General features: G+C 40.6%; 14 protein-coding genes. 4 read left to right on the plus strand and 10 right to left on the minus strand.

Annotation, left to right across the window (positions count from 1 at the left end; all coding sequences use genetic code 11):
- Positions 1-30 precede the first annotated feature (30 nt).
- The 3 genes from ACTHN6_RS07390 to ACTHN6_RS07400 are packed head-to-tail and all read right to left on the minus strand — an operon-like array spanning position 31 to position 8,692.
- Positions 31-5,400, minus strand: a complete 5,370-nt coding sequence (locus ACTHN6_RS07390) for an eCIS core domain-containing protein (protein ID WP_440435099.1) — start codon at positions 5,398-5,400, stop codon at positions 31-33.
- 32 nt (positions 5,401-5,432) lie between these two features.
- Positions 5,433-6,680 (minus strand): eCIS core domain-containing protein, encoded by a 1,248-nt coding sequence (locus ACTHN6_RS07395; RefSeq protein ID WP_440435100.1) that lies wholly within the window; start codon positions 6,678-6,680, stop codon positions 5,433-5,435.
- Positions 6,681-6,691: 11 nt separating this feature from the next.
- Positions 6,692-8,692, minus strand: a complete 2,001-nt coding sequence (locus ACTHN6_RS07400; protein WP_440435101.1) for a DUF3289 family protein — start codon at positions 8,690-8,692, stop codon at positions 6,692-6,694.
- A gap of 275 nt (positions 8,693-8,967) precedes the next feature.
- On the opposite strand from ACTHN6_RS07400, the gene ACTHN6_RS07405 reads away from it, so the two are divergent.
- The 3 genes from ACTHN6_RS07405 to ACTHN6_RS07415 all read left to right on the plus strand — a co-directional run bounded on the left by ACTHN6_RS07405 (position 8,968) and on the right by ACTHN6_RS07415 (position 12,544).
- The gene (locus tag ACTHN6_RS07405) at positions 8,968-11,208 is read left to right on the plus strand and encodes a glycosyltransferase (protein ID WP_440435102.1); all 2,241 of its coding nucleotides are present in this window, start codon (positions 8,968-8,970) and stop codon (positions 11,206-11,208) included.
- A 153-nt stretch (positions 11,209-11,361) separates the two neighbouring features.
- A complete protein-coding gene (locus ACTHN6_RS07410) occupies positions 11,362-11,895 on the plus strand; it encodes a methyltransferase domain-containing protein (RefSeq protein WP_440435103.1) in 534 nt (177 codons plus the stop codon).
- A complete protein-coding gene (locus ACTHN6_RS07415) occupies positions 11,870-12,544 on the plus strand; it encodes a hypothetical protein (protein WP_440435104.1) in 675 nt (224 codons plus the stop codon). The genes ACTHN6_RS07410 and ACTHN6_RS07415 overlap by 26 nt, the downstream gene beginning before the upstream one ends.
- A gap of 25 nt (positions 12,545-12,569) precedes the next feature.
- Here ACTHN6_RS07415 and ACTHN6_RS07420 read toward each other — a convergent pair whose 3' ends face one another.
- On the minus strand, positions 12,570-13,061 hold the full coding sequence (locus tag ACTHN6_RS07420; protein ID WP_440435105.1) for a hypothetical protein: 492 nt from the start codon (positions 13,059-13,061) through the stop codon (positions 12,570-12,572).
- Positions 13,062-13,182: 121 nt separating this feature from the next.
- Entirely contained in the window at positions 13,183-14,661 is a 1,479-nt protein-coding gene (locus ACTHN6_RS07425; RefSeq protein WP_440435106.1) for a xylulokinase, read from the minus strand.
- A gap of 214 nt (positions 14,662-14,875) precedes the next feature.
- Between ACTHN6_RS07425 and ACTHN6_RS07430 the strand changes: the two genes are divergently transcribed.
- Entirely contained in the window at positions 14,876-15,361 is a 486-nt protein-coding gene (locus ACTHN6_RS07430) for a hemerythrin domain-containing protein (RefSeq protein WP_440435107.1), read from the plus strand.
- A 22-nt stretch (positions 15,362-15,383) separates the two neighbouring features.
- Here ACTHN6_RS07430 and ACTHN6_RS07435 read toward each other — a convergent pair whose 3' ends face one another.
- From ACTHN6_RS07435 to ACTHN6_RS07455, 5 genes are all read right to left on the minus strand, one after another.
- On the minus strand, positions 15,384-16,178 hold the full coding sequence (locus ACTHN6_RS07435; protein ID WP_440435108.1) for a 3-keto-disaccharide hydrolase: 795 nt from the start codon (positions 16,176-16,178) through the stop codon (positions 15,384-15,386).
- A gap of 154 nt (positions 16,179-16,332) precedes the next feature.
- Positions 16,333-17,481, minus strand: coding sequence for a Gfo/Idh/MocA family protein (locus ACTHN6_RS07440; protein WP_440435109.1), 1,149 nt, complete (start codon positions 17,479-17,481; stop codon positions 16,333-16,335).
- Between the two features lie 53 nt (positions 17,482-17,534).
- Positions 17,535-18,305, minus strand: a complete 771-nt coding sequence (locus ACTHN6_RS07445; protein WP_440435110.1) for a 3-keto-disaccharide hydrolase — start codon at positions 18,303-18,305, stop codon at positions 17,535-17,537.
- 26 nt (positions 18,306-18,331) lie between these two features.
- Positions 18,332-19,372, minus strand: a complete 1,041-nt coding sequence (locus tag ACTHN6_RS07450) for a sugar phosphate isomerase/epimerase family protein (protein WP_440435111.1) — start codon at positions 19,370-19,372, stop codon at positions 18,332-18,334.
- Positions 19,373-19,557: 185 nt separating this feature from the next.
- Positions 19,558-20,772 (minus strand): hypothetical protein, encoded by a 1,215-nt coding sequence (locus ACTHN6_RS07455; RefSeq protein WP_440435112.1) that lies wholly within the window; start codon positions 20,770-20,772, stop codon positions 19,558-19,560.
- Between the last annotated feature and the right edge of the window lie 178 nt (positions 20,773-20,950).

Raw genomic sequence — 20,950 nt, forward strand, 5'->3', positions numbered from 1 at the left:
CAAAGCTGTGATTATATTGTGTCGCAATTTTCATCTTAGTTTTCCATTAGCCATATTTATAAGTTTATCTGTTAAGCCTGAAAGTGTGTCATCGGCATCAGCATCCCGTTCATTCCTGTCGAACTTTTCAGAAAAATCACGAATGGCATCTTCAAACAAATCTCCCGGAAGCCATATTGTTCCTGAATTTTCAACGGCAACCTTCGCATACCACAAATTAGCAAAGCTTATCGATTCACTATAGATGTAAGACTTTAAATCTTTGGATGGCTTTGCAACTTTTTCAAGATATGATTCGTACGTCGTTTTCACAGACGACTTATCAACAAGATACATATCCCTTATAATATTCGAAGCCTTTATTTCTGAACCGGTGGGGCTGTTACCGGCTGCCCTTATATCTGCAGCAACCTGCGCTGCAATATATCCATGAATATCACCCAACAGTTCTTCTGGTTTTGCATATTCATTTACATATTGCCACAGGCGGGCGTCTTTATCATTTTTATCATACCGGTCATATAAATACAAAGCAAAAGCCTGCCCTAAATCTCCGGCGAACGTTGCAAATGCGGTGGGGTCGCCATTATCAAATTCTTTCAGCTTTTCATATTTAAATTCAGCGCCCATGCCGGCTTTGCTTAAATGATCTTTTGGAAATTTAGCGGGTGCACCACTTAAACGTGCATCAATTCCGGCCAGTACATGCCCGATATTTACATCGCCCATCGGTGTGGAGAGTATTCTTCCTTCGGCAGCGGGCGCAAGATCTTTCATATCAAACATCAAAGCAATTGGATTGGGCGCAGTTTCAATGTCAATCTGTACATTGTTATCCCTTATACCTTCACTGTCAACCAGCACCGACCAGTTTTCATCGGAAAACCATAGCTGCCTTATTTCGCTGATAACTTCTTTAGGCGATGCTGCCGGGTATTGTTTTTCAACAGCTTCAACAAACAATACAAAATCCTGGATAGTTGTTACTTTGATTTTATTGCCACCTGCCGCAGCAAATGCAATTTCGTAAGTCGTTTCATTCACCTGGTATTTTGGTTCGCCCTTTACCGTAGCAATGGCTGCATCAATTTTTTCTTTTTCCTTATCGTCAGGTTTATAGGCTTTATCAGTTTTCCTTTTTGTTTCAGCTCTTTTTAAAACCACAAACGCCTCCCGCATGGTAAGTCCTGTTTTTATTGCTTCGGGCTCCATATCCCAGCGGTTAAAATCAACCAGTTCCCTTGAAACATAACCTGTAACTTCTTTTTCATTTACAGTGGCCTGAACTTTAAGCCATCCATGTTCGTAACCCGTAACATCTACAAAATCTTCATAAGGCAAATCGGCAATGGTGTTTTTATGCGGGTCATCTGCATCTTTAGCCGGCGAACTTCTTAAAGCCGCTGAATACTTTGCATTGATACGCCCAATCCACGGAAAACGCTCATACTTTATATCCTTTGCCGGTTTTCTCTGAATTGAATTGTTTTGTTGCTGCACCACATGCGTTAATTCGTGTGCAAGCAATCTTTTGCCACCTTCACTGCCTGGTTTATATTGATCTGCACCAAACACAATATTATTACCATGCGTATAAGCTAATGCGTTTATGCTTTTTGCAGAGCGGTTGGCAGCGTCATCTGTATGCAATCGCACCCCTGAAAAATCGTAGCCGATCCTTGGCTCAAAGAAACTTTTTTCCTCTTTATTTAACGGCCTGCCTGGTGAAAGCGACCTTAAGTAATTTTCTGTCTGTAACGTTGCTTCAGCCGGTGCATTATTACTTTCTTTACGCTGTACTTTCTTTTCTTCTTCCTCACAATGAGCGCATTTACGCTGAACGTTTGTTACAGGCGGCCTGAAAAAAGCTGGCTGAAAAGCATCATTATCGGTCATCCGCATTACATGATCTGCCATAGCATCTGCTTCCTGCTCATACATATCATCAGGCTGGTTAATCTCGAGCTTGGGTTGAATAATTGGAGTAGATGATGATGCAGGCGGTTTGGCATCTTTATCTAAAATTTTATCTTTATCAGTATAGCCTGAAAGGTCTCTTGCTTCTTCAGGATGATAACCCACAAACAAGTTACTTTCACTTATCATGCTGCTTAAAGAACGTTCTCTTAACGTTAAGCCTTTAATGGCTGTTCCGCCAAAGCTTCCCGATGTATCGAATGTCACCACTTTATTTTCATCGGGTATTACAAAGGCAACGGTTGCCTGGTGCCTCCAGGTAAGCCATTGTTTTATCAGTTTTGGATCTGGCTTATCATCAAAATTTAAAGGGCAGCTTTTTTCGCCATCAGGGCAAACACCCGCATTTGGGTTTGGCTTTACGCGCATCACGCTTCCAAACGACAGTTGCTTAGCCTTGTCTCCTTTACCAACAGTGCGTGTAATTCTTGTATCATTAATTGAATAAGTCCAGCCATTGCGTTTTAACCCGTCTGTTATTTCAAATGAATTCTCTTTGTAAGTGGCAATATCCTGGCCGCCTGCATTCGTTTCATCATAAACTATTTCGCTGTCAAACAACTGCAATTCTTTTTCAGGAAAAGCGGAAACGATGTTTGATAAATCCGGGATAAAACCTTTTGTTGTTTGTTCCTGAAATACTGCCATGCCCGCTCTTTCAGCAAGCATTTTTTTTCTTTCTGTATTGATATCTGCAAGTTCTTTTTCAATCTTTGGCAGTTCTTTTTTAGCATCACCTTTATCAAGCAGTTTTTTTCTTTCATCTGCAAGCCTTCTTATCTTATCAAGCACAGGCTTTTCTTTTTCCTTATAAAATTTTCCGTAATCTTTTGTGATGCCAACGTCAGACCATGTTGTCCAGAATATACTAGCGCCGCACGGAAAGTCTTCTATTTTTTTAGGCCTTTTAAAGAAAGGCTGGCCGGGGTCTGTGGGGCAAAGCGATTTCTTATCTGCCGGCATTGAGGTGGCAGGCGCATCTTTTCCTTTTGATATTTCATAATAAAACATGGCATTATTGCGCAAACCACCAGGGCCGCCATAAGGGTTTACTTTGCCGAAATCTATACCCCGGCTATGTTGTGCAACACTGCCTATCTGGTCGCACACCAGTGATGTCATTACAGCTTCTGAAAGTGTTTCCTGGTTTTGTGCCCGCCATGCCGTGCCTGAACTGTGCCATGCTTTTAAAATACGTTTCCATTTGGATAGCGTTGCAATGGCCTCAGCATCCGCATCCACCGTAACATTCTTTAATCCACGCTGGTCTTTTTCCACCAGGTCAGCCGGGTCTTTTATTTCAAATTTCAACTCTGTAAAACTGGTTATTTCTTTCCAGGCATAATCAGGAATTTGTCCATCGCTATGCATTTTTTTCAACATGGCAAGCGCTTTAGGGTTGCTTATTTCCATAAGCTTTGCTTTTGCATTTTTCCTGTAAATCTCTATCAGCATTGCTGTCTCGTCTTTCTGTTTAGATACAAGCAATGACCAGCCTTTTGAAGAAAATTCTGTTTGCAAAGCCGCTATACTATTTTCTGTTGAGCCAATGCTTTTTATTATATCCTCATAAACATCTGTACCTTTTTCTGCGCCTGCAAGTTTTATATAGTCCTGTATTAATAATTCATGCAGCGGCTCAAATTTTTCAAATACAGGTATATCTGCTTTTGATAATCTTTTCTTGACGCCCGGCCACAGGCCTTTCACAGCTTTGGTTTCTTTAGCAGAAAGCTCCTGCATTGCTTCACCCTGGAAGGCTTTGCGGGTATCATCATCAGCTGTATTTATTTCTTCATCTTTCAATTCGGCAAGCAGGCTTTGCGGGCTTTTATCCCATGTGCCATGCGCGCTTGCATAACGCATTCCTGAGAACTGCACCACTACATACAATAACCATGAAGGAAAATAACCGCTGGAAGCATGCCGCTCAAATGCAGCTACCACATCTGTCAAAAGCTGGTCATGATCCATCGAACTTATCGTTTCCCGGTATTTTTTTAACCGCCAGTCTGTTAATGATTGCTTATCGCCGGGTTTTACTTTACCTGATTGCACTTTTGAAATCATTTGCGCTATCTTCTTACTATCATCTGAAGCATCACTTATTAATTTTGTAAGCGCTTTTATACGGGCTTTTGCTTCCTTTATTTCTTTTTCCTTTTCCGGGATGTCTTTTTTAAAGGCTTCTACGTGCTGTTCCTGGGGTGCAATTAATTGTTCATATTGTTCATTCACCGGCGCCAGTTCAGTTTCAATATTTTGTCTTGCTGTTATAGCCGCGTCGCGTTTGTCTTCATAATATTTTTTCTTCTTTTCATAATCTGACTGGCTTAATTTATTCTTTTTAAGTTCAAGGTAATCGAGGTTCTCCTGCGCAGAATCTGCGTTTTTAATCTGCTGCTGAATATCTTTTTGTTTTTTTGTTCTTGCAGCATATAGATCACCAGTTTCGGTTCCTTTTTTTATTAATGATGAGAAATCTTTTTGGGCCTGCGTTCTTTGCTTCTTCAGATCAGCCAGCTCTATTTCGTCAACCGGCACGGATGCCTGTAAATTGCTTTTTTCATCTGCATACTGTTTTGAACTTTCTTCAAGCGCTTTCTTATCCGCTTCAAGCATTGCAATCATATCATCGTTTGAAGTGGTGTCGGGGTTCGTTAAGTAACCTTTCAGTTCAAACTTCTTTACAAGCTCCAGGAAGACCCGCAGGCTTTGCTCCCTTTCAGGATAAATTATTTTACGCAGGGCTTCATTCTTCCACTGAAATTCAACATCTGCAGGAGGCTTCCAGTCCTCTACAGTTTCGGGAACAGGCACCTGAATGCTGGCGGGTTTTCGCTGTATTGTTTTAGGTTGAATTGAATTGTTTTTTTGCTGCACCACATGTGTTAATTCATGCGCCATTAATCTTTTGCCTTCACCTGTTGCAGGCTGGTACCGGCCCGAACCGAAAACAATATTATTGCCATGTGTATAGGCGAGTGCATTAATATTTTTTGCAGATTGATGAGCGCTGTTGTCGTTATGAATGCGCACGTCTGAAAAATCATAACCCATTCTTGATTCAAAAAAATCTTTTTGTTCTCCATTTAAAGGCGTTCCTCCCTTTAAATTATGGATGTATGCTTCGGCATGCGCATGTGCGCCTAAAGAGTCGCTGCTGTCTTCTTTCCGCTGCAGCTTTTTTCTTTCCTCTTCTTCACAATGTGCACATTTACGCTGAAAAAGTGGTGGTGAAAAGAATTTTTTTTCAGGAGAAGCATCTTGCATGCGCATTACTTTATCGGCTACTTCATCTGCTTCCTGTTCATACACATCGTTGGGTTGGTTAATAGAAAGTTTTGGCTGAAAGAAAGCAGGATTATTCTTCTGAGAATGCAATGATATATTACCAGCCTGCAGGATATTCTTTTGCATCATTATTTACATTTTGTTTTAAGCGGATCGAGCGCCTAAATCACTTTAATATTTTTGTCTTCTGCAAAGAGCAGTTTTACCACTGATTTGCGTATAGCTTCATAATGCCTGGGCGAAGGATTTTCAGCAGGATTATTCATAACACCGCCGCCTTTTGCACGCCACCCCTGCTTTTTTCCGCCTTCAGTATAATCCACGTTATTCGTAGTAAAATATTCCTCGGTGTTGCCAAGCATGTGCCCGAATTCATGCGTTATATCAACCGTATCTTTTTCGCCCCAGTCGGTCATGGAAGAAGTGCCACCAAGACCCGCTCTGCCATCTGTGGTATTGCCTGCTTTGGCAGGAGTAATAGTATAATGTGCGTCTTCCGGTTTAGCAACCCACTGCACATCTATTATAATATCTTTCTTACTTATTTCTTTGCCCTCTGCATTCAACTCCTGTATCTTATATTTTTTACTCCACTTGTCTTCAATTGCTTTTTCCCAGGCTGCTTTTGTCGCAGCGTTTGCAGTAGTATATAACTTAACATTTGCTGTTACTGTATTTGTATTCAAGTCGTACGACACGCTGAATTTGGAATACCACCAGGTAGTAAGATTCCATTCCTTGTGTTCATCAGGGGCATTGGAAATAGTTTCATCCACCCTTTCATTAGTATATCCTGTAATTGGATCGCCGTAAGGCTTGCCAGAAGCGCTTCTCGCCCATCCTACATCTCTTTGAACAGTTGCAGTTGAATTATGTGCGCCCTGCTGCACCACGTGGGTTAACTCATGTGCCAACAATCGTTTACCGGCATCTGTATCAGGTTGATATTGCCCCTCACCAAATACAATATTATTGCCATGCGTGTAAGCGAGTGCATTTATATTTTTTGCAGACTGATTGGCTTCGGTGTTCGTGTGCAGTTTAACACCGGAAAAATCGTATCCTATTTTCGATTCAAAAAAACTTCTTTCTTTATTGCTTAAAACTTCCCCGCCTGAAAGTGTATTAATATAATTTTCTGTTTTGCCTGTTTCTTTTCGCTGCACTTTTTTCTCTTCCTCTTCGCAATGGGTGCATTTGCGCTGAACGTTTGTTATAGATGGCTTGAAAAAAGATTGTTGAACAGCATTATCAGGTATTACATGATCCGCTATGGCATTAGCTTCCTGTTCGTAGATATCATTTGGCTGATTGATCGTAAGTTTTGGCTGAAAGAAAAACTGTTCATTCCGTTTATGCGGATGGCCAATGGTATTTTCCGGTGTTTTTATGATAGCCTGTTGTTTCAATAGTTATTGCATTAATATTTTGCACCGCTGGGCGGATGCTTAAATGTTTTTTCATATTCAGCCCTGTCTTTTGCCGCCTGTTCTTCCGCCTTCATTTTTGGTTCTATTTCAGCAATGGATTCATCAAAAGGAACTTCCATTTCTACCACGGTGATAAATGGTTTATAACCCCTGTCGTGCTGTAATATAAACCATGCCCTGAAGCCCTGGAGATAACCATATTTCTTTTCCACATCCGGTTTATCCAGCCCAAAATCATCATACAACGTTACTTTTAATTTACCCTTGAAATCTTTGTCATTCTTATAATCCAGATAAGTTATTTCAGATTGATAGGCCCATGTATCATTAATCGCAAAGGTTAAACCGCCTGCAAACGTATCGCCGGTAGAATTAAATACAGGGCGGTATTTTTCCAATGCACCTTTTGTAACTGCAGTTTGTTTTATACCTTCTTTTTCGGCCAATACCTTTTTACTCAGCTCCATCTTTACATACATAATAAATCTTTTCGTGGCTTCGTGTTCTTCCACTGCTTTGGTAAGTGCAGGGCTGGAGTAATCAGCGCCCGTATTGTCTTTAAAATGATCTATCATAGCCAATGCATTAGTTTCAAGTTCGCCAACAGAAAAGAGCGTTGAAGCCATATCTTTTAAAAACGTAAACAATTGATCATCGCTATAAGAAACCAGGTAATCAAGCTTAAATGACAGGCCGATGTCCTTGACCTGGTCAGGCGTAAAATCTCCATGTTTCATATCATCGGCAACAGTGCCATCTGCGTTTTTACCTTTATCTTTTTCAGATTCAACAACCGATACAGGCTTTAAAATACTTTCTTTGGATGCGCCATTTTCAGGAGATGTTGCATAGGCAAAAATGGTAATCTTCTCTGCTTTTTTCCCAGCCGGAATAAAAACATTTAATGTTGCCATGTTATCATCAACTGACAATCCTTTGCTGGTATCAAAATTATTAACGGCTTCATTGTTGTATTGAAATGCCCATTTAACGCCTGAAAAATTTACAGGCGTTTGCAACGGCGCCATAGCATGCGCTGTATATTCAAACTGGCCGCCGGGATAAATGATTTCAGGGCCCTCGATAAAAGAAATGGTTTCCGATACTGGTTTTGCAGGCTCAGGCAGAGAGGGTTCAGGAGCTGTTTTATTCTTTAAATATTTGGTTTCAATAAAACCATGCAGTACAGGATAATTTTTATCGGTTGAGTGTTTACCCGGCACTTCAACCCAGGCCCAGGTACAGTTTTTTATGTTGTTGTAAGTAAGTGCCCCGCCTTCATTTTTTACAGTTACAATATCTCCGTCAATTATAGCTTCGCCGGGAAAATTACTGGCTTCTGCATCCGGCGTTGCCTTCAGATATTTTAACGCTGCACCAACACCCGTTATTTCATGTTCAAATTTTTCATAGCTGCAATCGGTCTTTCTTTGAATTGTACCTGTTTGCTGCAGCGTATGTGTAAGTTCATGCGCCAATAAATGCCTGCCTTTATTTGAAGCAGGATCATACTCATTTTTATTAAAATAAATATCGTTGCCTGTAGTAAATGCTTTTGCGTTAATACTGCGGCTTATTTCAGCGGCAGTATTATTGGCATGAATACGCACCCCGCTAAAATCAGCGTTGAAACGGGTTTCCATAAATTGGCGGGTTTGACGGTCTAATGCCATGCCGCCGCCTTTAGTTTCCTGCAACTGGCTGCTTGCTTTTTCCGGAACTGTATTTAGTGTATCCGTCTCTTTTCGCTGCACTTTTTTCTCTTCCTCTTCGCAATGCGCACATTTACGCTGAACGTTTGTTATAGATGGCCTGAAAAAAGATGGTTGCTCAACAGGATTATCATGTATTACACGATCCGCCATGGCATCAGCTTCCTGTTCATAGATATCATTTGGCTGGTTGATCGTAAGTTTTGGCTGAAAGAAAAACTGTTTATTATTGTTAACAGACGGTGTATCTCGTTTATTATTGATCAGGCTGGTAAGCATAAATTTATTCAGCTAAACAAAGACCAATTGAAAAAAGGTTAGCACAATAAATGTAAATGTTTTATTGAAAATAGCTGATGTGTTTTTATTAAATTGTCGCACATATTAGACGAAATATAACATGCTGCATGAGCTTTTTTAATCACACAAATAAAAATCAATACAAATATTTGCTTATAAAAACTTAAGTACTAACTTAGATAGTGAAAAGCATCGCCTCTCAATTCCCCATAAAATGTTTTTATTTTTTTGATCATCATTTAAAATGACAGGTCATGCATGCTGACTTATTGAAAAACACAAACACACTGCCGCTGGTTTCCTGTATAATGCCCACTTATAACAGGCGAAAGTTTATACCTCATGCTATTGAATATTTTTTAAGGCAGGATTACTCTAATAAGGAATTAATCATTATCGATGATGGCAGCGATATTGTTGAAGACCTGGTTCCCGCAGATACTTCAATCAGGTATTTTAAACTGAGCAAGAAATTAACATTGGGTGCTAAACTAAACATGGCCTGCACTTATGCCAAAGGCGATGTAATTGCTAATTGGGATGACGACGACTGGTATGCCTCATCGCGCCTGCAATACCAGGTTGAAGCATTGAATAATCCAAAGGTTGATGTATGCGGTATTAACAACCTGCTTTATTATGATATGCATAATAATCTTGGCTATCGTTATATCTATCCTGCCAGTCAGCGTATGTGGTTATTGGGAAGCTCTTTATGCTATAAAAAAAAGTTATGGTGCAATAATCGCTTTGCGGATATTAATGTGGGCATGGATGGCTTGTTCGTGTGGGGTGCAGCCCCGGGCCGGGTTAAAGCTTTGAGTAATCCGGGCATGGCCGTGCATATAATTCATGAAAATAATGTAAGTCCTAAAAAAACAACAGGCGCATGGTGGCATAATTATCCTGTTGAAGAACTGCAAAAAATAATGAAGCATGACTGGATGTTATATACAAACGGCAGCAATAAGGAGAAGCATATTTTTGTTCAAAAGAATAATGATGAGAACCCTCCTCTTCAAACCGGCACTTTTAAAAATATATTTGCCTGCCTTGTACATAACAGCAAAGAATGCATAGTTGATCTTGTAAAAAACCTGCACTATAACGATCCTTCATCAACCATAATTTTATACAATGGCGGCAGCGATAGAAACCTTTTTGAGGGGAGCGTTAATTTTGAAAAATATAATGCCGTTATTCACCCTGAGCCAGCTTTAACGCAGCATGGCTACCTGCACAATTTTGCGCTGCATTGCATGGAATATGCTTTAAATAATTTTAGGTTTGATTCGATTACCATGGTTGATTCTGATCAACTGATGCTGAAGAAAAATTATTCAAACTATCTTAAAACATCATCTGTATTTGAGGAAAATGTTGGAATGCTTTCAAACAAGCCTCAACGTATAACGAGCAATGAGCTGAACACGGAAGTTTGGCCGGCCATACAAGCGTTTAAAGAACAGGACTTATGGAAGCCGCTTCTAAAAAAATTTAAAGATGGTGAAAACAAATTTGTTCACTGGACATTCTGGCCATCATGCGTTTTTTCAACTTCAGCTTCCCGCGATCTTATTCAGTTATTTAAAAAAGATAAAACGCTGCAATCTGTCATGCGTCAAACAAAATTATGGGCGACTGAAGAAGTCGTATTGCCAACATTAACAGCGCTTTTGGGATATAAGATTGCACGTAATCCCTGCAACTATGAATATGTTAAATACCAGAAAGCTTTCTCAATAAAAGATGTTGACTGTGCTTTAAATAAAAAAGATACTTTCTGGATGCACCCTGTTAAAAGAGAATACAATGACATACTGCGCAAAAGAATAAGACATTATTTAAATGATTATGCAATTGAAGCAAAAGGTGAACAACCTGCAACAAAAGAAATGCTGCCCGTATTACCCTTATTAAATAAAATAAGAAAGATAGAAGGATGGCTTACAGATGAGGAGGCAGATTTATTAATTGCCACAACTATTAAAGCCTGCACGCAATTTAAACAGCCGGTAACTATTACAGAAGTTGGTTGTTTTCATGGAAAATCAACAGTGCTTTTTGGAAGTGTGCTGAAACATTATTCACCTGCAGGAAAGATATTTTCTATTGATCCGCATGATGGAAAGCAAGGAGCAGAAGACTATACAATTTTCACATACCCATCTTCTTATAACAGCTTTAAGAAAAATATTAAGGATGCGGGCATAATGGACTTAGTTGAGATAATCAGGGATTGCTCATTAAATATAAATTGGGGTAAGCCTGTTTCATTATTATTCATTGACGGTTTGCACGATTACAAAAATGTATCAAACGATTTTAACCGGTTTGCCGCCTGCTTAGTGAAAGAAGCATATATAATTTTTCATGATTACGCGGATTATTTCCCCGGTGTAAAATTGTTTGTAAATGAATTGATGCAAAGTGATAAATATGTAAAGGTGGATTGTGTAAACAGTTTGATCGTTATAAAAAAAATTAAAGATTAAAGTATAAACCGCCAGAGGGTTTCAAACTTTCAGGGTTTTGGCTGCCATGAAAAACAAGAGCACAAGGGAGTGACACAACCGTGATGCCATATATTCATTTGCTGATAACAAAAACAATTAAAGAATTTTAATTCATCATTTAAATCAAAATCTATGCATGCAGGCGCTTATTATTTTATTGAGTGGGCGGTGAAAAGATTACCACCCAGGAAAAAAGTTTGTGAACTGGGGAGCAGAACAGTTATCTGGGATAACAATGCCCATGCACACAATGGACTTGTAAGGCCTTTGTTTAAAAATGCTGACAGGTATATTGGCGTTGATGTGCGGGAAGGCATTAATGTGGATGTTGTTGGAAATGCAGCAACATGGCGGCCAAAACCTAAAGAGCAATTTGATACGGTTGTTTGCTGCGAAACGCTGGAACATACTAATGAAGGACAGGATATTTGCAAAACGGCATTTGATATATTGGATCGTGGCGGTATATTTCTAATTACTGCGGCCGGAAAAGGCAGGGCAACGCATTCCTGTGTGGATGGCGGGCCGAATTTATATGAGGGCGAATATTATCATAATGTTCATTACGATATGCTGGCTGACTGGCTTTCCATATTTGAATTTTTTATGATTGACACCATTACAAACCCCACCGACATTTATGCAATCGCCGTTAAAAGAAAATGAGTTGGGTGTTAGTATTATCCTGATTCCACACAACAATGCTGAAAGGTTTAACACACGCATGCAACGTGATGTGCTGCCTACCTTAAAAGCACATCCATCATGGCAGTTCCAACTAATATTGATTGATAACAGTGATGAAGATAAAAAGCAGCAACACGATTTTTTAAAAGAACACAATATTGAATACAGTTATGCATGGCCCGGCAATAATATTATGTATGGGCCTGCTATGAATGTTGCCGTTTCAATGTGCAAGCATCCTTATTTTATTTACATCTGTTCCAATCATGGGCGTATGTATGATGCTACATGGATAGACGATCTTATCAATCCCATCATTCAAAATAATAAAATTGCGATGACAGGTTCTTTATATCCAAGTTGTAATCCAGCAGACATGGGCTTTGCACATCATTTGCCACGCGTTCATATCCAGGGTGGTGTTTTTGGCGCAAGAACTGAAGCCATTGCTGTTCATCCTTACACGCATGATGAACGCTGGAAACACTGGGGCTCCGATATTTTTCAATCATATAAATTAATGACGGCCGGTTATACACTTCATCCTGTAAAAACAATTAACTCCGTCTGGCGTGAATGTTTGCCTTCGCCTGAAAGATGGAAATATGTGCATGATTATTCGGAGTGAGTTTGAATGATAAAAAACGATGCGGCTATAACAATTTTAAAGAATGTAAAACCGCTTCCATTTCATCAGGACGGTGTGTGCCTATCAGAACTTTTGTACCATCGTTTAAAATAAGCTGCAACCCCGTATCTCCGGAATGTATGTAAGCCCAGCCCATTGGCCCAAGCTTTATTCCCCAGCCTAAATATTCACGCGCCGCATCATATTTACGCATGTATAAAGTTTGCACATCATTCCATAAATAACCGGTAAACCAGGGCTGAAGGGGCAAATAATTTATATAAATGCCGTCGGTGCGTATTTGCGTTACCATTTTAAAGGAAGTAAAAAAAGCAATGATGATACAAACAATCAATGCCCAGAAAAATATGGTAGCCAATAAACCGGGCTCGCCTTTATCAATGAGCAAAATAATACCAAGCGCAACAACCAACACGCCTATTGAAATTTTACAAAATAACTGAACAGGTTTTTTGTTGAAACTTTGAATTTCTTCAAATAGAACTTCCGCTTTCATTATTGGAAATTTACGGAAATAATATAAAAACCAATTCTGATTTGGTGGAGTTTTGTTATTAGCCACATATTTATTCGTGCTCTGTGCTATTCTAACTTTCACGAGCCTTCTGATGAAAATCTTATCCAGGATTCTTCACAAGTTCAGCCTTCCATTTTTCATAGCTTTTCCCGTAAAGCTTTTTGCCGTTGGGCTCAACAAGCTTTACACATTTCATATTGCTAAAAGCATCTTTAGGGCTTTCAAATATTTTAGCGCCTATGCCTGCGCCTAAAGCAGCGCCCACACTGCCATCGTTATTATACAATTCAACGGGCACATTTGTAATGTTTACAAAAGCATCTACAAACACATCACTTAAAAACATATTGGCTTTACCGGCGCGTATTACTTTCGGTTCAATATTATTTTCACGCATTATATCAAGCCCGTAACGGAATGCATAGGCAATGCCTTCCTGCGCGGCGCGGTAAACATGCGCCGGTGTATGTTTATTCAAATCAATATTTAATATGGAAGAACCGGGCAGTTTATTATTAAGCATCCGCTCGGCGCCGTTGCCAAAAGGAAAAACCAGCAGGCCTTCGCTGCCTTCAGGAATGGCTGCAGCTTCTTCATTTAATTGAGCATAAGTTTTATTATTGCCCATAAATTTCTTTATCCAGCTATTCATAATACCGGTGCCATTTATGCAAAGCAACACGCCGATCCGCTTACTATCTTTTGTATAATTAAGATGCGCAAAACTGTTTACGCGGCTTTGTTTATCATACACCAGGTCTCCGGCAACAGCATAAATAACGCCCGAAGTGCCTGCAGTAGCTGCCACTTCGCCGGGTTCCATCACATTCAATGAAAGCGCATTGTTGAGCTGGTCGCCGGCCTTATAACTTACAGGAATGCCATGTTTTAAGCCAAGCTTATCTGCAACGTCTTCTTTTAAAAAACCATGCGTGCTGAAAACAGCCTTAAGATCAGGGATGATATCATTATTAAAATCAAAAAACTGCATTACATCCTTTGATATTTCCTCATGTTTAAAATCCCAGAATATACCTTCGGAAAGCGCAGAGGGTGTGGTGGTAATATCGCCTGTTAAGCGCATCGCAATAAAATCGCCGGGCAACATTATTTTATATACCTGCTTAAATATTTCAGGTTCGTTTTCTTTTAACCAGGCCAGTTTTGCGGCAGTAAAATTGCCCGGTGAATTCAACAGGCAGCTTAAGCATTTTTCTTCGCCAATATTTTCAAACGCTTTTTCGCCGTAAGGCACAGCCCGGCTATCGCACCATATTATACTGTCGCGCAAAGGAAGCTGCGCTTCATTCACTACAACAAGCCCGTGCATCTGGTAGCCAATGCCAATGGCCGCAATATCTTTCGGATCATATTTTCCGGAAACATTCGCCTGTATTAAAGCCTGCTGAAAATAGGCCCACCATGAATCCGGGTTTTGTTCGGCCCAGCCATTTTGGAGGCTTATGATCGGCGCCTCCGTTTCGGGATATTGCGCAGATACAATGGCCTGCTGCGTTGCCGCATCTACCACAGAAATTTTAACCGACGATGTTCCGATATCTATACCAAGCAAGAGCATTTTTAAAATTTTAGCAGGCGAAAATAATGATAGATAATGATTAATGCAACCGATTTAAATTACCATTCTTCAGAGATATTGTAAGTTTGGGAACCCGCTGCAATTGAAACAGTTAATAATATAAAGCTATTACACCGCATAATAAGATATCATGAACCAGCAGCAGCAGCACATGATTATGCAATGTAAATAATCAATATAAAATAGTTTAGTTATGCCTATTAAAAGAAACGAAAACCTTGTTCAGCTTTCAAGAGACCATCATGCCACTTTATTGTTTTGCTGGAAGATAAGAACAGGTTTAAAGCTGAATATTGACACGGAGCGTATAAAAACTTATGTGCAATATTTCTGGCAGGTTCATATGCAACCGCATTTTGTTGAAGAAGAAACAATTTTATTTGCGCCGGTACAAGATGCGGCTGTACAAAAAGCATTGGATGAACATGCTGATATAAATAAACAGGTTGAATCAATTATGGCCTCGTCAATTGTTCAGCCGCAGCAGTTGGCAACGCTTGCAGACGTGGTTGATAACCATGTTCGCTATGAAGAACGCGAACTGTTTCCCCATCTTGAAAATATATTAACCGGGGAACAATTAAAAGAGATAGGTAGCCGGCTGCAGGCAGCAGCCGGCACTGTTTGTAATGATGATTTTACAGATGAATTCTGGAAAGCCGGCCACAGCAATAATTAATGCTGCCGGCCTGTTACATTCCTTATTTTATTTCTTTAATCTTAATATTTTTAAAAGACACTTTCATAATGTGCCCTGCATGCATTTGCAGCCCTATTAACCCGGATGCTTTGCGGTTGGTAGTATCATCGTCAGTAATATCGCACATTAATACATCATTAATATAATGCTGCAAATGATTGCCTTTGGCTACAATGCGGCAGGTATTCCAGCCAGCATTTATTTTAGCTTTTAAAGAATCGCGGTTGCCCAAAGAATTGTTGATTACCGCAACAGACCATACATTATTTTTTGCCAGTTTACTGATTGAATCGGTTACCGGCGGCAACGTTACTTTCTGGCCACGGAAAGCCACAATACAGCGTGCCCTTTCTTCATAGTTTTGACCAGTGTAGGTATTGGCGCCATCAATATCCATTTGATAACCTCTTAACCCAAACGGAACGCCTTCCACTTTTTCACTCCTGTATTGAATACCGCTGTTGCCTTCAGCAGAAATTTCATATTCGGCCGTAAGTTCAAAATCTGCCGGCGTGCCGTCTTTCCATATTAAAAACGTGTTAGTTTTTAAAGGTGTGGATTCAGGCGTTACCTGTCCTACAATAGCTCCGTCTTCCACATGCCATACAGCCGTATCACTCTCCCAGCCGTTTAAAGTGGTGCCATCAAATATGCTTACAAAACCTGCGGAATCAGATGAAATTTGTTCTGTAGTTGCTGTATTGCCATCAGCAGAATTGCAACTGCTAAAAACAAAAGCCCCCGTTAAAATCGCAAAACCAAAAAGGCCTGCGAGCTGTTTTATTTTTTTAATCATGATAAAAATTATTGTTTAGATATTATGTATTATTTCAACCAATGAATGCATTTTTTATTAGTTCAAAAGCTCACGGGATCACTTGTTTACAAGCTTTCCTAATTCCAAATTCCCTTTCCTCCCTTTCAACTTATCAACCTAATGAACCAATCAACTACCCACCAATCTCTTTCCAGTTGCCCGAAGCTGCAGATTCAAGCACCGCTTCACAAACCTGCTGCGTTTCGAACGCGTCGCGGAAAGTAGGAGAACAAGGTTCGCCTGTTTCCAAACTTTTAAGAAAATCTGCCGCCTGGTGTATAAACGAATGTTCATAGCCGATGCCAAGACCGGGCACCCACCAGTGGTCCATATAGGGCTGATCGCCATCGGTAACATGAACAGAACGCCAGCCACGAACGGTTGATTCGTCTGAGTGATCAAAATATTCGAGGCGGTTCAAATCGTGCAAATCCCATTTGATGGATGCATGTTCTCCGTTAATTTCAAATGTGTAAAGCGCTTTATGCCCGCGTGCATAACGGGTGGACTCAAACAATCCCAAAGAACCATTTGTAAAATGGCAATGAAAAATACAGGCATCATCAATACCTACTTTCTCCACTTTGCCCGTAAGCTGGTGCATGCGTTCTTTTACGAAGGTTTCTGTAACAGCATTCACATCTTTAATACTGCCGTTAAGCCATATTGCGGTATCAATACAATGCGCCAGCAAATCACCTGTAACGCCTGAGCCGGCTACATTCGCATCCATGCGCCACAGGCCTTCACCACCCTGCGGCAAATCGGCGCTAATGGTCCAATCCTGCAGGAAATTAGCACGGTAATGAAATATCTTTCCGAGCTTCCCTGAATCTATAATTTGTTTGGCCAGGCTAACTGCCGGAATACGGCGGTAATTATACCATACCGTATTGGCTACCTTTGCTTTCTCAACGGCTTCAACCATTCTGCGGGCTTCCTCTACGTTTCGGGCAAGCGGCTTTTCGGTAAGCACCATTTTGCCTGCCTTCGCTGCGGCAATGGCTATTTCGGCATGTGTATCGTTTGGCGTGCATATATCTACCGCATCAATATCATCCCGTTCAATAAGTTTTTTCCAATCGGTTTCATACGATTCGTAATTCCATTGTGCAGCAAAGGCCTTTACTTTGTCTTCATTGCGGGCGCACGCTGCTTTTAAAACCGGCACATAAGCCAGTTCAGGAAAAAAGTTACGGATGCGGTTGTAAGCATTGGAATGGGTGCGGCCCATAAAGCCGCAGCCAATTAAACCAATACGTAATTCTTTTTTTTCTGCCATATTTTATTAAGATTAAAATGTCAAGAAATCAGTTTATAGTGATCAATAATTTTCTATTCAGATAACAGTTTTATCATAAAATTTTTATACTCCACTTTCATCGGCGGGCCTACGTGCACCTGTACGCCCAACAACCCGCTGAAGGAACGGTTAGCCGTATCATTATCGATTACTTCACTCATTAATACCCCATTTATATAATGCCGGAGATGATTTCCTTTGGCTATGATATGGCATTCATTCCATCCATCATGAATATACCGGGTGAGCGAATCTTTATTGCCCAAAGATGATGTTTGCGAAGCTGTCCAGATATTGTTCACGGCCAAAGAAGAGATAGGTTTGTTAACAACAGGTAAGGTTGCTTTCTGACCTCTGAAAGCAATAATGCACCGGCCGCGCTCTTCATAGTTTTGACCGGTATATTGATTAGCGCCATCTATATCTTCCTGATAACCTCTTAAAGCGTAAGCCAGGCCAGCCACTGCTGCACTGCGGTAATTAATACCGCTGTTACCACCTTTGGTGATGCGGTAATCTACTTTTAATTCAAAGTTCTTAGTTATGCCGCCGCGCCATATTAGAAATGTGTTCCGCTTTAAAATAGTTGATGGAGTAACTTCGCCTGTTATACAACCATTTTCAACTTTCCAGTAAACGGAATCGCCATCCCAGCCATTTAATGTTTTGCCATTGAATATGGATACAAAACCATCATCACTTTTTATGTTGCTGTTGTGTGCCGTAAAGCCAGTCAATAAAAACAAACCTATGGCAACAACGGCAGCTATTTTCACAACTGAAATGAAGCGATTTTTGTTCATCTGGCTGAATATTCTTTCTTTAAAAACTATTCACGCCATCCATGTGCTTTTTGTACAGATACCATAGCTGCCAGTATATCATTCCAGGTTTGCTGCTGCATCATTTTTTCATTAGGGAACATACAGCCATCCCAGCAAATATGCTTGAAAGCTTTGGTAAGGTTTCCTGCATCATCGCGCAACCAGTAACCGGCATATTTTGCAATATCCAATTTACCGTTGGGATCATTGGGCAAACAATGTTTCCCGGTTTTATCATGTGAGCCTGTGCCATGTACAGTGCCATCATTTTGGGCAACGTGAAAATCAATCGTCCATGGACGTAAAGCGTCGGTTAATTTTTTCAAACCAGCTTCAATCGCTGCTTTATCGTCCCAGTTAAAGTCTTCGGGAAGTATGCGGTCTTCAGGCGCATTGTATCCTAAAAGATACAAAAAGGTATGTGACATATCTGCCTGGAAACCGATATTCGGGCGATCAACCTGTTCCAGCGTATCAACCATTTTTTTCCAGCTATGCATGCCGCCCCAGCATATTTCGCCTTCAGCAGCTAATTTCTCACCATAATCGGCGGCCACATCGCAGGCTTCACGAAAAGTTTGTGCAATAAGCGCTGTATTATTTACCGGGTCTTTTAACCAGGAATCAGGATTTACAGCCGAGTCAATACGTACCACGCCATAAGGACGGATGCCAATATCCCGCAGCACTTTACCTACATGACAGGACTTGCGCACCTGTTCAACAAAACGTTTTCTTTCATCAGCGCTGCCCATGGCAGAACCACCATCCGGCGGCCATATTGGCGCCACAAGGCTTCCAATTTTTAAACCATAAGAAGCTACTTTATCGGCCAGTTTTTTAATATCGTCATCGCTTTGGTTGATACCAAAATGCACATCAAATAAGCCAATATCAATGCCATCGAACTTAACGCCGTCAACTTCGGCATCGGCCGTAAATTTTAATAAAGTATCAAAAGGAATTATTGGTTCTGATCCATCGCCTTTTCCTACAACGCCAGGCCAGGTGGCATTGTGCAACTTGGGGTAATTATTTTCCTGCATCGTTAGTATTTTTAAGTGAATAATGTAGTGTATTTTAAGTGAGTGGTGAGTAGCCAGTTGTGTGTAAAGATTGCGTTAACTAAAACTCACTCGCCGCTGACAACTCAGGTTTATTATTGGTCAGACGCTTTTAAGCCATTCTATTTATTATCCTGAATTAAAGCGTCAGACCGGTAAGAACTATTTTAAATTTTTAGATCCGGATTGCCCGGCCCGAAATGTTTAAGCATAACAATCGGATCGGTTGAAGACTGGTTTACAATCTTCACGCCTTCTTGTGCGGCGGCTTCGCTCACAAAAAATTCATCGTTGGTTAATTGTCCGTAACGTATGAGTGCCGGTGTTTCTATATTCCACACACCCATGGTGCCATGTCCCTGCATCATAATTAAACCATAAGCGGCACTATCTTTAATGGTTACGGTTGCACCCGGCAACACCGTTAATTCTTTTGCACTGAAAGCATCTGAACGGTAGCACACCCATTTTTCACTATAGCCTTCTGCTTCCATTTCTTCCACTCCTTTTACCGGCTTCGGCGCCATAAATCTTGTTTCAAGAATATTGGGATTGGTATTTAAATCCCAGTCAATTATATCCATCAAAGCATCATAATTGCCTTTATCTTTTTCCGGTACGCCCTGCCACAATAGCTCTTCCGGAATAATGGCTTCGTTTACCAGCGACTGGTACATAGCAAATACATCGGATGCTTTTTGAGGCTCATACGTGCACATGCTTCCCGGCGCATGCAGCATGCCCGGCGGAACATCCCAGCCTGTTCCCGGTTCCAGGCGGAAAGCCTGCGAATAATTGGTGATCTTATTATCGCCTTTTGAAAAATTTTGCAGGCATTCTTTTATTTGCTCTTTGGTGGTACCGGGAGCAATTCCAAAAAATGTGTAAGGGAAATCGCCGCCGTGATTGTTAACCTGCGGAGGAAAATAATACGCTTCCGGCTTGCCCTTCTGCCCTATTAATGCAGCCTTTTCATCGTTATGATGAATATGATGCGGTAAAGGCCCCATGTTATCAAAGAATTTAGAATACATGGGCCAGCTTTGATATTCGTTCCAGATGCGGTTGCCAATAAGCGCACCTTTTAATTCATCAACCGCCTCTTTTAATAACAGCAATTCTTCTTTATCGCCATTCTTAAAAACAATAAAACTTAATCCTTCATGTTCACCCGTTAAAGGGCCGTTCTTTGCAGGCGTAGTGGAAGAAAACCAGCGTTCATCAATGCCTCCTCTTACGCCACCCAAAACATAATAATCGTCGGGATGAAGTTTTATTCTCCTGCCGGGTACGCAAAACGATCTCGGCACCCAGTTAGGCGCCAGTCTTAATATCCCTTTTCCCTGATCCAATGCTTGCTGAAATAAATTTGCTTTTTCCATGGCTGAATTTTAGAATCGTTTTAATTTTTATAATTAGAGCGCTAACTTAATAATGTTATTGATGTAAAGAATTATTGTTTAAGTTAATAATAAAATATCACCGTCATCTACCTGCCTGAGGCTTTTCAAACCGTAAAAATGAATTAAGTGGCTGGCTAAAGCGTCCTGACCGTTATTC

Source organism: Parafilimonas sp. (assembly GCF_051953455.1).
Taxonomy (GTDB): Bacteria; Bacteroidota; Bacteroidia; order Chitinophagales; family Chitinophagaceae; genus Parafilimonas.